This is a genomic window from Leisingera thetidis, from assembly GCF_025857195.1.
Classification (GTDB): Bacteria; Pseudomonadota; Alphaproteobacteria; order Rhodobacterales; family Rhodobacteraceae; genus Leisingera; species Leisingera thetidis.
This window is the reverse complement of sequence record NZ_CP109788.1, coordinates 143091-156712: the sequence shown is the minus strand read 5'-3', so window position 1 is coordinate 156712 and position 13622 is coordinate 143091. Positions and strand designations below refer to the sequence as shown.

Below are 13622 nucleotides of genomic sequence, written 5' to 3'. Positions count from 1 at the left end.
ACAGGTGCAGATTAAGTCCCGCTCCCGCGAACTTCCATTTGATAAGGCCGTGCGCGAGGAGAGGCATTCATCTGGGCTGGAGCTTGCCGAACCGCTGATGCTTGATGCGGTCACCTTGGCCGGGGCCCGCGCGGCCGAAAGCGAGGGCCGTTCCCAGCACGGCCGCAGCAGTCTGACGCGCGCCGGGCAGCGAGCCACCGGCGTCATTGATACCGTTGCAAGCCGGCTGGGCATCGAAATGCTGACCGCAAACCAGGTTCCGTTCTGGGGCGCCTTGCAGGCAGCCGGTGTTCGGCCCACCGCTGAAGGGCATGGGACGCTTTTTTCAAAGAATGTAGCATCCATGTGATTTCCAGGGCTGGCAAGTGCCGCGCAGTTTCCATATCCTTGCTTGCAAAAGCAAGCATGTGCTGCGCACCACTTGCAGGACAAAGGAGCCAGGCAATGAAGCTGGATGTTTGGGATCAGATAACGGCCTTGTTCTCCGGGATCGAAAACCAGCTCACGGAAGAGCTGCGCAGGTCCAGCGATCTTGGCCTCAGCGAATTCCGCACCCTGAAACATCTGTCAGAACAGCCTGACCTGGAGCTTCGCATGCAGGAGCTGGCGGAATTCCTGATGCTGACCCAGAGCTCGACCACCCGTGTGGTCGAACGGCTGGAGAAGAGAGAGTTTGTTTTTCGCGACAGTTGCCCCAGCGACAAGCGGGGGAAATACTGTGTCCTGAATGAGCACGGTAAGAAGTATATCGAGGAGGCCGCTCCGCTGTTTCAGGACTGCCTGGAGCGCGTGTTGGAAAAGACCTTCGAAAACAAGGAAGCCCGTGCCGCGGCCCGCGCCCTTTGTGCCCTGGCCGGGGACTGATACGGTCTGACGAAGGACTGGGCAGGGACACCTCTCCGCCTGCGTTCAACACAGGAAACCTCAATCTCGAGCAAATTAAATGCATGTACAAATAAGGTGATTGACAGCCACTGCCGACTCTCATTAATTTGCATGTGCAAGTAAACTAGTATCCTCCCCAATCTCCGCTGGGGCACATCCTCCTTGACCCGCAGGTACGGGTTCACCCTGAAAGGAACAGCAATGCACTGGTTATATCTGATGATCGCAGTTGTATTTGAAATCACCGTGGCAATCGCCGCCGGCAATTCAGAAGGTTTCAAGAACGTCAAATGGACCACGATCACGCTTGCCAGCGGTGTGTTCGCCACGTTTTTTCTCAGCCTTGCCCTGCTCACCTTCGACGTAGGGGTTGGCTACTCCATGTGGACCGCGCTGGCCGGGGTGGGAATCGTGGCGCTTGGCGCAATGTTCTTCAGCCAGCGCCTGAGCGTCTCCAAGGGTATCGGCATCCTGATCGTCATCGGCGGGGTTGTCGGCCTGCGGATGAGCGGCGCCGCATGAAACGATCCGGTCATCAACTCCCTGAATGGACGAAAGGAAGACACCATGACTGATACGCAAACTTCTTCGCTTCCCGCGGCTGAGACCGGCAGCAAGGGTGCTTGGGGCGCGCTGCTGCTGGCGGGGGCCTTCGAGGTCGGCTACGCCCTGAGCGTCGGCGGCAGCCAGGCCTTCACCGTTCTGACATGGTCGGTCTCGGCCATCGTATTCTTCTTGCTGACGCTCTATTTCCTCAGCGTTGCACTCAAATCCATCGACGTGGGCATCGGCTACGCTGTCTGGGCCGGGATCGGCTCGATCGGCGCGGCGGTTCTGGGGGCCGTACTGCTTGATCAGCCCCTGACCCTGGCGCAATCGGTCTGGCTGGCTGTCATTATCGCCGGGGTGGTCTGGCTGAAGCTGGCAGACAGCCCCAAGCTCAAGTAGATCAGCCTCCGATGGCAAGGGCTGGCATGTCCCGCTCCCGCCGCCGGGTGCATTGCGAGCAAGGCCCATGCCCTTAACAGGGTGGGGCTCTCAGGCACTCCGCACTTGGCGCTCGCAGAGACATGGCTTTGCTGGGCAAACGGGTGAAGCCCGGAGTCCCCCTTTCCCAGACGGGCTTACGCTGCGGGCTCTGCAGCGGCAGCTTCACGCGATGCATATTTATTTCGGCGCGGGAGGCAGGCGATGAACGTGGAAAGCACCTGGCCCGCACGGCGGCCGCTGATCATCGGCCTGTTCAGCCTTCTTGTCCTGGCGGGCGGCGCCGGCTCCCGGCCGGTGCTGTCGCCGCTTTCCGGCGCGGTGGCGGCAACCGGGCGGATCAAGGCCGACCGCAACCGCCAGGTGGTTCAGCACCTGGACCGCGGTTCGCCTTCCAGCTGACCGAAGGCGCCCGGCCTTTTTGGGTTAGGCACCACCCTTCTTGCCGGCCGCAATTCGGGACTGGAAATCCTCGGTAAGCATGTCGATCAAGGCCCGGACCCGTTTCGGCTGGATACGCGCCACCGGCCAGACGACCTGAAGCCCCAGCGGCGGCACTTCGTATTCGCGCAACAGCGGAACCAGCCTCCCGGCCTCGATGTCCTCCATCACGTCCCATTGAGACTTGCGAACGATTCCGTAGCCTTCAAGTGCCCAGCGGCGGACCAGATCGCCGTCATTCGCCACCCGATCCCCCTGCACCGTCACGACCCGCCTGCGGCCTTCAATTTCAAACGGCCAGGCACGGTCAGCATCCATGCCGAACCTCATGAGCAGGCAATTATGCTGCTCCAGATCCTGCGGATACTGCGGTATCCCATTGCGCTGCAGATACGCCGGAGCCGCGCAGACGATGCGGGAACTGCCGGCCAGGCGCTTCACGATCAAGCTGCTGTCGGCCAGGTCTCCATAGCGAAGCGCCATATCCAGCCCCATCGCAGCAACATCAACATAACCGTCCCCGAGATGAAGATCGATTGACACCTCAGGATTCGCGGCAAGGAAGCGGTTCACCACCCTCGCGAGGCGGTTGCGCCCCAGGTCAGAAGGTGCACTCAGACGGATTGGCCCGGCAATCCGTTCCACGCCAAGACGGATACGCGCTTCCAGTTCTTCGGTCTCTGCCAGAAGCCGCTGCGCGCCGGCGACCAGTTCCCGCCCCTCCTCCGTCAAGCTGATCGACCGGGTTGTCCTGTTCAACAGCCGCGCCCCGTAATGCGCCTCCAAGGCGGCCAGTCGCTCCGAGACGGTGGCTGGCGACAGCCCCATCTCGCGGCCTCCGGCGGCAAGCCCGCCCTTTTCCACGATACGGAGAAACAGAGACAGGTTGTCGATCAGCATTTTTCGCCCAGTCCGAAATATCAATTCGGAATTCTCTCAATTCTCTAACTTTTACGCAAGGTCCACATTCACGGCAACAGAGGACAACGCACCATGCAGCTCGATCATGTCACCCTGCGCACCCGGAACCTAGCACGCACGCGGGACTTTTTCATTGAGGTCTTCGGACTGGTTGAAAGCACCCGCCCTGAGGCCATCCGGCGCATCCCGGGCCATTGGCTCTGCACCGGAGGCGAACCCATCATCCACCTGATCGGATCGCGCGGGCTTGGCGCCGGCAGCGGTCCTGAAGCCTGGGATCATGTCGGTTTCCGGCTGACAGGCTACCGGGAGTTCCGCGCCCGCATCGAACAGCTGGGTATTCGCTACTCCACCATGGATCTGCCGGAACTGAACGAACGGCGATTGATCTTCCACGCCCCCTGCGGGCAGCTCATCGAAACCGTGTTCCGAGAGGATGCACAACTGTCCGGAGACAAGTCATGACCAGCATGAGGGACAAGAAAGCCATTGTCATTGGCGGCACCTCTGGCATCGGGGCAGCTGTGGCCGGCGCCCTGGCCGCTCGCGGCGCTGATGTCATCAGGGGCAGCCGGTCGGCTGGGCTGGTTGTGACAGACACTTCGGTCCTGCGCGACTGGATCGCAGCGCAGGGCCTTCGATCATTTGATCATTACCGCCGGTTCCCAAGCGCCGGGCGGTGCGGTGGCCGCGCTCGATCTGGCCGCAGCCAAGACTGCATTCGATACTAAGTCCTGGAGGTCAATCCTTGCCGCCCAGGCGGCAGCCAGTCAGATCAGGCCGGGTGGCACCATCACCTTCACCAGCGGGTTTGCCGTGCGGCGGACACTGCCGGGAACCTTCACCAAATCCGCGATGACCGCCGCGCTTGAAGCCAGCACAAAGGTCCTCGCCAAGGAGCTGGCCCCGATCCGTGTCAACATCGTCAGCCCGAGCCGTACTGACACAGCCTCCTATGCAAGCATGGACGCTGATGCCCGCCAAAACATGTTCGACGGCGCTGCCGCACGCTTGCCCGCCGGGCGCGTGGCCCAGCCGCAGGATGTGGCAGCAGGCTATCTCTTCGCCATTGAAACCCCTTCTGTAACCGGCGCTGTGATCGACATCTACAGCGGCGCACTGATCGCCTGAAGCACGCGGGACAGGACGGAAAGCCACTCCCCTCGGATGGCTTCAGCCGCTGGCCGCAAGACTCAGCGCCCTTAACCCCATCTGCCAAACTCCCTCCTTCATGCCTTTGACAAAGGATCTGACCATGAACACGCTCTTTGACCCTTTCAAAGTCGGCTCGATCAAACTTCTCTCACGCATTGCCATGGCCCCGATGACCCGCTGCCGGACCGACCAGCCAGGCAATACGCCCAACGTCATGATGGCCGAATACTATGCACAGCGCGCCAGCGCGGGCCTGATCGTGACCGAAGCCACACAGATTAGCCAGCAGGGTCAGGGCTATTCATTTACCCCCGGCATACTTTCGGAGGCGCAGATCGCAGGCTGGAAACAGCCCAGACGGCTTGGCCCCTTTTGAACCCGCCTATGCCGACGAACTTGCGGCAATTATGGAATGGGCCCTCGGCCGCGTGCTACGCGATGGCGAAACGGCACCCCGGCCAGATGGTTGGCTCCGGGATGAGACCGGTGGTGCGGTCTACCTGCGCCTCTCGACCCACAAGCTGGGTCAGCCGGGCCGGCACCTGAGCGAAGATCAAAAACGGGATATCATTAATGGCGCCTTTTGGCTGCGTCCGCCAGGACCCGCGTGCCGCCTCTTCATCGCCTGTACCGGCGTCGTTGCCCCGGAAGCGATTGCGGCGGCTGGCCAGACCGTGCAGGGCCAGCGTGACATCGGCCTGCTGGCAGTAACGCCTGCCGACCGGCTGAACGCAGGCTGGCATGCCGCGGACCGGGTACGGGCACTAGGCCATGCGGACGCGCAACCCCATATCGAAAGGCTGCTGTTTCAGGCCAGCCGCAACGCGGCCATCGTGAGGACCACGGACGGCCGTCCGCTGGCACCTTCGTGGATTGGCGCCAACCTCGGTTCCGGCCTCAGCGAAATGGCCAATTTCGCGTTCCGCCGCAGGGACCTGAAGGCGTGCCGGCGCGCCTGCCCCGCATTGGAAATCGGTGACCTGCAACCGCACCACCCAGGCATTCGGGCGCAGGCAGTGATGCGGGACGGCAGGCTCGTCGATGATTTCCTCATCCGCAGCACTGCGCGCACCATTCACATCTGCAATGCACCGCCGCCCTCCGCCACTTCTGCCATCCCGGCTGCAAGAAACATCCGAGCCGCAGCTGAAACTCTATGAAGACCTCGGATACGCCGCCCAGTGCCGCCATCCCGGCAAACCAGCTTGCTCGTGTTCGGCGCTGGCATTCAGCAAGCTGTGGGATTTTCTCGACCGGGCAGGTTCCGGGAATGTGACCCTGCACATCCGTTTGCAATCGCAACCGTGGCATCTGTTTTCCCGCAACATCGTTCGCGCCTTTCTCACAGCCTCGACCGGCTTGGACGGCAAGATGGCGGCCAGGCGTGTCATGCAGGCAGTCTTTGGCAACCGCACGGAATTCGATTTCACCAATCACTGCGCCGGCCCAAACCGTCAGGCGACACCTGACGGAGTCCTGAGCCGCATCGAAGCGCTGAGCGGAGTGGTCGTCGCAGATGCCTTTAACCTCCCCGATCTAGACCAGGAACTTGAATGGCATTGCAAATACGCCCGCCAGAACGGAATACATGTCTCCCCTACATTCATGGCGGATGGGCTGGTCCGCTCTGTTCTGGGCAGCCGGGAACCAGTAGAGCAGTGGGAGGCTGCGCTGCAATAAATCCCCCTCGCGATGGCACCTGGTTGCGGCCCTGCTTCCCCAAGAGCCCTATCAGCGGGCATCGCAGATGACCCATCGAATCCAAGGGCATTGGGTCTGAATTCTTCACGGGTCATCCCTCGCCGCCGCCGCTAGTCTCGCCGGGAAGAATTTGACGGCTCTCCCCAGCCTGCGGGGCGTGCCGTGCCAGAGGCGCAGGCAAGGGAAACACAGGCATGAAAACCCATGCACAGGCAGTTGTCATCGGCGGCGGGCTGGTCGGCTGCTCGATCCTCTACCACCTGGCGAAACTCGGCTGGAAAGACGTGGTGCTGCTGGAACGCGATGAGCTGACCGCAGGCTCCACCTGGCACGCGGCGGCCAACATCCACGGGCTGCACGACAACAACAACGTCACCCGCGTCCAGCACTACACCATGAACCTGTATAAAGAGCTGGAAAAGGAAACCGGCCAGGGCTGCGGCGTGTTCCAGCCCGGCTCCCTGTATCTGGCCAAGACCGAGGAGCGCGAGCACCAGCTGCGCCTGCAGGAAGCCAAGGCGAAATACTACGGTTTGAACTTCCATGAGGTCAGCCGCGAGCAGGCCAAGGAGCTGCACCCGCTGGCGCAGTTCGACGACATCCGCTGCATCATGTTCGAACCCGATGGCGGAAATGTGGACCCCTCGGGCGTCACCATGGCCTACGCCGCCGGCGCCCGCGCCATGGGCGCACAGATCGAACGCTTCTGCCCGGTTATCGGCACCGAACAGCAGCCCGACGGCAGCTGGATCGTGAAAACTGAAAAGGGCGATATCCACACCCAGTGGGTGGTGAACGCAGGCGGCCTCTGGGGCCGCGAAGTGGCGGCCATGGCGGGCCTTACCCTGCCCTTGCAGCCGACCGAGCACCAGTATTTCGTAACAGAATCCATCGACGAGGTCGCCAAGCTGGGCCGCCGGCTGCCCTCGATCGCCGACCGCGACGGCGAATACTACTTCCGCCAGGAGGGCAACGGCTTCCTGATCGGCGCCTATGAAAAGGACATGCGGTTCTGGGCCGAGGACGGCACCCCGCTGGACTTTGCCCATGAACTGTTCCCCGACGATCTGGACCGGATCATGGAGAACGTGATCCGCGCCACCGAACGCGTGCCTTGTGCCGAAACTGCCGGCGTCAAGCGCGTGATCAATGGCCCGATGATCTGGTCGCCCGACTCCAACGCCATCTGGGGGCCGGTGCCAGAGCTGAAAAACTACTTCTGCTGCACCGGCATCATCCCCGGCTTCTCGCAGTCCGGCGGCCTCGGCCTGCTGGCCGCGCAATGGATGATCGAGGGCGAGCCGCAATATGACATGTTCGCCTGGGATCTGGCTCGCTTTGGCGACTGGGCCGACAAGAAATTCACCAAGGCCCGGGTCGAGGACCAGTACGCCCACCGCTTCGCCATCCATTTTCCGAACGAGGAACGCAGCGCCGGCCGCCCGGCCCGTGTGCGTCCCGCCTACGAGCTGCAAAAGAAACTGGGCTGCGTCTTTGGCCTCAACTGCGGCTGGGAGCATCCCTTGTGGTTCTCCGGCACACCCGGCACCCAGGACACCAACAGCTTCACCCGACAGAACTGGTGGGAACCGGTGGGCCGCGAGGTCAGTATGCTGCGCGAAAACGTCGGCGTGATCGACATCTCGAACTTCGCCAACTACGTGATCAAAGGCCCCGGTGCGTTTGAATGGCTGGACAAGCTGGTCGCCAACAAGGTGCCCACAGAAGTGGGCCGCTCCTGCCTCACCCCGCTGATCTCGGTGCGCGGCGGCGTGGCCGGCGATTTCACCATCACCAAGGTCGCGGATGACGAATACATGATGGTCGGCTCCGGCATGGCGGAACGCTATCACCAGCGCTTCTTCAACATGGTCGAGCTGCCGGAAGGCACCACGTTTGAGGTCGCCACCAACCGCATCGCGGGCTTCAACGTGGCCGGTCCCAAGTCGCGCGGCATGCTGCAGCGGCTGACCAATGAGAACCTGTCAAATGAAGCCTTCCGCTTCATGGGCTCACGCACCATCGACGTGGCGGGGGTGGAATGCCTGGCGATCCGCGTCTCCTTCACCGGCGATCTCGGCTGGGAACTGCACTGCGCCGAAGAGGATCAGGTCAAGCTCTACGCGGCGCTGTTGGAAGCCGCCAAGGAATTCGGCGGCGGCCCGGTCGGCGGCCGGGCGCTCGGATCTTTGCGGATCGAGAAGGGCTATGGCTCCTGGGGCCGCGAATACAGCCAGGAATACTGGCCGCAGGAGGTGGGGCTTGCCGGACTCATCAAGCTGGACAAGGACTTCCTCAACAAGGACGCCTATCTGAAGGTCAAGGACAACGCCCCGCGCGAGGTGCTGTCGGCCTTTGAGATCGACGCGGTGAATGATGCCGATGCCTCCGGCGGCGAGCCCATCTTCACACCGGACGGCAAGCCGGTGGGCCGGGTCACCTCGGGCGCCTATGGCTACTCGGTCGGCAAGTCGCTGGCGCTGGGATATGCCAACCCGGCAGTTGCCAAACCGGGCGACGAGGTCGAGGTGTTCATCCTCGGCAAGCCGCATAAGGCGCGGATCTTGGAAGCGGCAGCCTTCGACCCCTCCGGCGCACGCCTGCGCGCCTGAGCATTCGGAAGGGTAGAACTACAGCGCCAAGGGCAGCGCCCGACCCTGGGTGGGTGCGAAAGCGCCCTCCCGTGGGGAGGGTCGGGCGCTGCCCGGCCTTCGTCCGGGCGGAACTTACCCGTTAGACAGAGCTATAACGGCTGCATCCCGGCCGTAAGCCACTCCGCAAACGCCGCCTCATCCACATCGCCGGTGGCGAGGTCTTCCATCATCCGCACGCCCGCAAGCGGATCAGGGCGGAACTGGTATCCGTTCAGCCGCAGAAAGGTCACAGCGGTCACAAAGGCCGTGCGCTTGTTGCCATCGACAAAGGCGTGCGCCTTGGCAATGCCAAACGCATAAGCAGCGGCAACCTCTGCCACACCCGCATCCGAATAGGCCGCAAGGTTCATCGCGCGGGCACAGCCCATCTCCAAAAGCGCCTTGTCGCGCATTCCGGCAGCGCCGCCGTGGCGCGAAATCTGCCGGTCATGAATGATGATAACCGCCGCCAGCGGCACCCATGTGTATTTGCTCACGCAAGCGCCTGCAGCAGGTCGCGGTTCTCATCCATCACGATCTCGGCCGCCGCCAGCGCCTCGGCCACCGACGGATCATGCGCCATCACCCTAAGGCTGCCGTCATCGCCGCGTACCACAAACAGCGTATCGCCTTCCTTGGCGTCCAGCATGGTGAGCATCTCCGTCGTCAGCGTGATGACGGCAGAGTTTCCGACTTTCCTGATCTTGGTCTCAATCATGGAGGCACCTTCCGTATATATGGTTGTATATACACGCGAGCGGGCGGGAAATCAATGCGGCCCGCCGTTTCCGCGCGCCCTCACAGCTCCATCTGCGCCGCCGCCTTCAGCAGCCAAGCCTTGAAATGCTTGACCGACGGCGTCGCCGCCTTGTCCTTGAAGGTGGCGAAATAGGTCCAGGGGCAGTCGAGGTCGAAATCGAACGGCTCCACCAGCCGCCCGGCCTCCACATGCGAACGCACCAGCGATTTCGGCAGCACCACGCTCCCCAGCGCATTGACCGCAAACTCCAGCCCCATGTTGGAGGAATTGGTCTGCAAACCGCCTTTCAGCTCGATTCCCGACAGGTTGTAGTGCTTGGCGATCCTCTCCCAATAGACCGGGCGGCCCAGGATATGGATCAGCTTGGCCTCCAGCAGCTGTTCGGGCCGGGTCAGCGCCTCGCTGCCAACCCGGTAGTCCGGCGAACAGACCAGCGCCAGCTTTTCGTCCCACAGTTTGACCGCCGGCCCCATCACATCATCGACATGATTGATGGTGATCGAAATGTCGGAGACGTTGGTCTCCACATCCACCCAGATGGTGCTGTGAATGGTCAGATCGATATCCGGGTGCACCTTGGTGAAATCCTCGATCACGCTGATCAGCCATTTCTCCGCCAGGCTGACCGGGCAGGAGATCACCACCTCCCGCTTGTGGCTTTGCGAGATCAAGAGCTGGGTAGCGCTGTCGATCTCCTGCAGCGCGTGGCGCACCGAGGGCAGATAGGCCTCGCCCACATCCGTCAGCGACAAGGACCGCGGGTGGCGCACGAACAGCGGCCGGCCGATGAATTCCTCCAGGCTGCGCACATGGTTGGAAACCGCCGACTGGGTGCAGTTCAGCTCATCCGCCGCCGAGGTGAAGCTCAGGTAGCGCGCCGCGGCCTCGAACGAGCGCAGGAATGTCAGGTGGGGGAGATTTTTCATCAGGCAGTCCGCTGGCGGTTTCGGGGGCCATGTTCCCATGCTTTGGAATGGGCTGCAATTCCCAGAAGTTAGCGGCCCGGAGAGGTCGGAAAACGACGTCTAGCGCACCATTCACGAAATATCCCGCACCTCAGACCCCCTTTAATTTGTGTGTCACCTGCCGCCATTGAGCCTAGCCTGTTGCGGAAACCGCCCTGCGAGAGAGCCGCCATGACCGCTACCTTCGACCGCGCCGCCGACTTTACCTTTGACATCGCCCCTGGCGACCTGCCGGAAACCACCCGCGAGGCGGCGGCGCTGATGTTCCTCGACACTCTGGGCATCACCATCGGCGCCACCCCGATGGAGGCCGGCCGCATCACCCGCGACACTGCCGTGGCGCTCTACGGCTGCGGCGAGGAAGGGTTGGCTGCGCGCATGCTGTTCGACGGCCGCAGGGTGAGTGTTGCCGGCGCCGCCTATGCCGCCGCCACTGCCACCGACAACCTGGACGGCCATGACGGCTATTACCCGACCAAGGGCCATATCGGCGTGGTGGTGATCCCGGCAATTGCGGCGCTGGCGGAAACCGTGCCGGATTTTTCCGGGCCGGAAGCGCTGGCCATTACCACATTGGGCTATGAGCTGGCAGGCCGCGCCGCGCTGTCGCTGCACGCAACGGTCAGCGATTACCACACATCCGGCGCCTGGAACGCGCTGGGGGTGGCGGCGATGGCGGCCCGGATGCGCGGCCTGTCCCGCGCCCAGCTGCGCGAAGCGCTGGGGATCGCCGAGTTCCACGGCCCCCGCAGCCAGATGATGCGCGAAATCGCCAACCCCTCGATGCTGCATGACGGCTCCGGCTGGGGCGCGATGGTTGGAATGTCGGCGGCGGTGCTGGCCGAGAAGGGTTTCACCGGTGCCCCCGCCATCACCCTCGAGGAAGACCGCGTGGCCGAACATTGGCAGGACCTCGGCAGCTTCTGGCAGATGGAGCATCAGTACGTGAAGCCCTACCCGATCTGCCGCTGGGCCCATGCGCCGATCGACGCGTTGCGCCAGGTGATGCTGGAGTACGGACTGAACCACGAACAGCTGGCCAGAATCCGCATCAACACCTTCCACGAAAGCGCCTGCCTCTATTCCGGCATCCCCGCGACCACCAGCCAGGCACAGTATTCGCTGGGCTTTGCGGTGGCGGTGCAAGCGGCCTATGGCCGCATCGGGGTCGAGCATATCTCCGGCGCAGGCCTGGCGGACCCGTTGGTGGCCTCGATCCACGAACGGATCTCGGTTGCTGAGGCCGCGCGCCATTCTGTCCGCTTCCCCGCCTGCCGGGTGGCCGATGTGGTGGTCACCCTGACCGACGGCCGGGTGATCGAATCCGGCGACGTGCACGCCCGCGGCGGACCCGAAGCGCCATTCTCGCAGGAAGACGTGGTGCGGAAATTCATGGAATTCGCCGTCCCCGTGCTGGGCGAGGCCCGCGCCGCAGGCATCCGCGATGCGGTGCTGGGGTTCACCCGCCAGGACAGCAAATTCTCCGATCTCGGCCGCCTGATCTACGGCGCGCCGGAAACCTAAGCCTGCAAACTGACCAGAAAGATGAACGACATGGCACGCGAAAGACGCGGCGGCGGACGCCGCGGCAAATCCAGCCGATCCGGCGGCAGCATCGAACAGCTGCCGTGGCAACAGGTGAAGAACACCTACCCGCCGTTCGAGCTGCTGAACCCCGACCAGATGGACCAGTTGCACGCCACCTCGATGCGGATCCTGTCAGAGGCCGGCATAAGGGTGATGGGCGATAACGTCATGGATCTCTTCGAGGCCGCCGGCGCCATCGTCGACCGTGACAGCAAGACCATCCGCATCGACGAAAGCATCGTTGCCGCGGCGCTGGAAACGGTGCCGGCGGAGTTCACCCTGACCGCGCGCAACCCGGCCAAGCGGATCACCATGGGCGGCAACAACGTGACCTTCGGCCTGGTGGCCGGCCCGCCCAACGTGCATGACTGCGTGGGCGGACGCCGTTCGGGCAACCTCACCGACTACCAGAACTTCATCAAGCTGGCGCATCACTTCAACGCCATCCACCTGATCGGCAACCAGGTGACAGCCCCGCTGGAGCTGCCCGCCAACAACCGCCATCTGGACACCTATCTGGCCAACCTGACCTACTCGGACCTCACCTTCCACTGCTCCGCCATCGGCCGCGGCCGGGCAATGGACGGGATAAACATGATGGCAATTTCCCGCGGCCAGACGCCTGAGCAAATGAAAGGCGATCCGGGTGTGATCACCATCATCTCGGTGAACTCGCCGCGGCTGTTCGACGATGCGATGGGCGACGGGCTGATTGCGATGGCGGAATACGGCCAGCCGGTGACGGTGACGCCGTTCACCCTGATGGGGGCGATGACCCCTGTCACTCTGCCCGCGGCGCTGGCCCAGCAGAACGCCGAGGCGCTGTTCGGCGTGGTGCTGACGCAGCTGGTCAATCCCGGCACGCCGGTGATGTACGGCTCCTTCACCTCCAACGTCGACATGCGCTCCGGCGCGCCGGCCTTCGGGACGCCGGAAAACGCCAAAGCCAATATCGTCGGCGGCCAGCTGGCGCGGCGTTATGGCATCCCTTACCGGACCTCCAACGCCAACGCCTCCAACGCGGTGGACCTGCAGGCGGCTTATGAGACCATGATGGGCACCTGGGGCGCAGTGCTGGGCGGTGCCAATATCGTCTATCACGCGGCCGGCTGGCTGGAGGGCGGGCTGACGGCGTCTTATGAGAAGTTCATCCTGGATGTGGAGATCATCCAGAACATGATCGAGTTCCTGAAGCCGATGAAGTTCGACACGGACGAACTGGGCTTTGACGCGATCCAGTCGGTGCCCAGCGGCGGCCATTTCTTTGGCGCCGCGCACACGATGGCGCGCTATGAGACCGCGTTTTACCGCCCGATGCTGTCGGATTGGCAGAATTATGAGAACTGGGAGGCAGCCGGCGCCAAGGATGCCCTGCAGCGGGCAACCGGGCTGTGGCAGCAGGCGCTGCGGGATTACGAGGAGCCGGCAATGGACCCGGCAATCCGCGAAGAGCTGGAGGCCTATGTGGCGAAGCGGCGCGGGGAAATCGGCTCCGGCGAGCCTTGAAGGGGCCGGTGCGAGGGGCCGGCCCCTCGCGCTCCCCGGAGTATATTTGGAAAGATGAAAGAGCCAAGGCTCCGGAACGCC

At 63.1% G+C, this 13622-nt stretch carries 15 protein-coding genes and 2 pseudogenes; 13 read left to right on the top strand and 4 right to left on the bottom strand.

Annotated elements, in window-relative coordinates; all coding sequences use genetic code 11:
• Positions 1-4 precede the first annotated feature (4 nt).
• The 5 genes from OKQ63_RS21805 (at position 5) to OKQ63_RS21785 (ending at position 2274) form a co-directional block, all read left to right on the top strand.
• Complete coding sequence (locus OKQ63_RS21805; protein ID WP_264214239.1) at positions 5-349, top strand: hypothetical protein; 345 nt, start codon at positions 5-7, stop codon at positions 347-349.
• 95 nt (positions 350-444) lie between these two features.
• Positions 445-864, top strand: a complete 420-nt coding sequence (locus OKQ63_RS21800; protein WP_264214238.1) for a MarR family winged helix-turn-helix transcriptional regulator — start codon at positions 445-447, stop codon at positions 862-864.
• Positions 865-1086: 222 nt separating this feature from the next.
• Entirely contained in the window at positions 1087-1407 is a 321-nt protein-coding gene (locus OKQ63_RS21795; protein WP_264214237.1) for a DMT family transporter, read from the top strand.
• Between the two features lie 45 nt (positions 1408-1452).
• Positions 1453-1833: a DMT family transporter gene (locus OKQ63_RS21790; protein WP_264214236.1), complete on the top strand. Its 381-nt coding sequence runs from the start codon at positions 1453-1455 to the stop codon at positions 1831-1833.
• A gap of 243 nt (positions 1834-2076) precedes the next feature.
• A complete protein-coding gene (locus OKQ63_RS21785) occupies positions 2077-2274 on the top strand; it encodes a hypothetical protein (protein WP_264214235.1) in 198 nt (65 codons plus the stop codon).
• Between the two features lie 24 nt (positions 2275-2298).
• Here the strand turns inward: OKQ63_RS21785 and OKQ63_RS21780 are convergent, their stop codons facing one another.
• Positions 2299-3213: a LysR family transcriptional regulator gene (locus OKQ63_RS21780; RefSeq protein WP_264214234.1), complete on the bottom strand. Its 915-nt coding sequence runs from the start codon at positions 3211-3213 to the stop codon at positions 2299-2301.
• Positions 3214-3306: 93 nt separating this feature from the next.
• Here OKQ63_RS21780 and OKQ63_RS21775 point away from each other — a divergent pair, with 93 nt between their 5' ends.
• The 6 genes and pseudogenes from OKQ63_RS21775 to OKQ63_RS21750 all read left to right on the top strand — a co-directional run bounded on the left by OKQ63_RS21775 (position 3307) and on the right by OKQ63_RS21750 (position 8702).
• Positions 3307-3699 carry a VOC family protein gene (locus tag OKQ63_RS21775; protein WP_264214233.1) on the top strand — a complete coding sequence of 131 codons (393 nt, stop codon included), beginning with the start codon at positions 3307-3309 and terminating at the stop codon, positions 3697-3699.
• A pseudogene (locus tag OKQ63_RS21770) lies at positions 3696-4365 on the top strand (SDR family oxidoreductase). The gene OKQ63_RS21775 and the pseudogene OKQ63_RS21770 overlap by 4 nt, the downstream one beginning before the upstream one ends.
• A gap of 124 nt (positions 4366-4489) precedes the next feature.
• Positions 4490-4738: pseudogene (locus tag OKQ63_RS21765) on the top strand (oxidoreductase); the annotation flags it as partial.
• A gap of 13 nt (positions 4739-4751) precedes the next feature.
• Positions 4752-5549, top strand: a complete 798-nt coding sequence (locus tag OKQ63_RS21760; protein ID WP_264214232.1) for an FAD dependent oxidoreductase family protein — start codon at positions 4752-4754, stop codon at positions 5547-5549.
• A 112-nt stretch (positions 5550-5661) separates the two neighbouring features.
• Positions 5662-6069 carry a hypothetical protein gene (locus OKQ63_RS21755; RefSeq protein WP_264214231.1) on the top strand — a complete coding sequence of 136 codons (408 nt, stop codon included), beginning with the start codon at positions 5662-5664 and terminating at the stop codon, positions 6067-6069.
• 215 nt (positions 6070-6284) lie between these two features.
• The gene (locus OKQ63_RS21750; protein ID WP_264214230.1) at positions 6285-8702 is read left to right on the top strand and encodes a GcvT family protein; all 2418 of its coding nucleotides are present in this window, start codon (positions 6285-6287) and stop codon (positions 8700-8702) included.
• A 131-nt stretch (positions 8703-8833) separates the two neighbouring features.
• Here OKQ63_RS21750 and OKQ63_RS21745 read toward each other — a convergent pair whose 3' ends face one another.
• The 3 genes from OKQ63_RS21745 to OKQ63_RS21735 all read right to left on the bottom strand — a co-directional run bounded on the left by OKQ63_RS21745 (position 8834) and on the right by OKQ63_RS21735 (position 10409).
• Positions 8834-9220, bottom strand: coding sequence for a type II toxin-antitoxin system death-on-curing family toxin (locus OKQ63_RS21745; RefSeq protein ID WP_264214229.1), 387 nt, complete (start codon positions 9218-9220; stop codon positions 8834-8836).
• The gene (locus OKQ63_RS21740; protein WP_024092785.1) at positions 9217-9441 is read right to left on the bottom strand and encodes an AbrB/MazE/SpoVT family DNA-binding domain-containing protein; all 225 of its coding nucleotides are present in this window, start codon (positions 9439-9441) and stop codon (positions 9217-9219) included. The genes OKQ63_RS21745 and OKQ63_RS21740 overlap by 4 nt, the downstream gene beginning before the upstream one ends.
• Before the next feature lie 80 nt (positions 9442-9521).
• The gene (locus tag OKQ63_RS21735; protein WP_264214228.1) at positions 9522-10409 is read right to left on the bottom strand and encodes a LysR substrate-binding domain-containing protein; all 888 of its coding nucleotides are present in this window, start codon (positions 10407-10409) and stop codon (positions 9522-9524) included.
• Between the two features lie 210 nt (positions 10410-10619).
• Between OKQ63_RS21735 and OKQ63_RS21730 the strand changes: the two genes are divergently transcribed.
• Together OKQ63_RS21730 and OKQ63_RS21725 are read left to right on the top strand one after the other, a co-directional pair.
• Positions 10620-11972: an MmgE/PrpD family protein gene (locus OKQ63_RS21730; protein ID WP_264214227.1), complete on the top strand. Its 1353-nt coding sequence runs from the start codon at positions 10620-10622 to the stop codon at positions 11970-11972.
• A 30-nt stretch (positions 11973-12002) separates the two neighbouring features.
• Complete coding sequence (locus tag OKQ63_RS21725) at positions 12003-13541, top strand: trimethylamine methyltransferase family protein (protein WP_264214226.1); 1539 nt, start codon at positions 12003-12005, stop codon at positions 13539-13541.
• Positions 13542-13622: the final 81 nt, after the last annotated feature.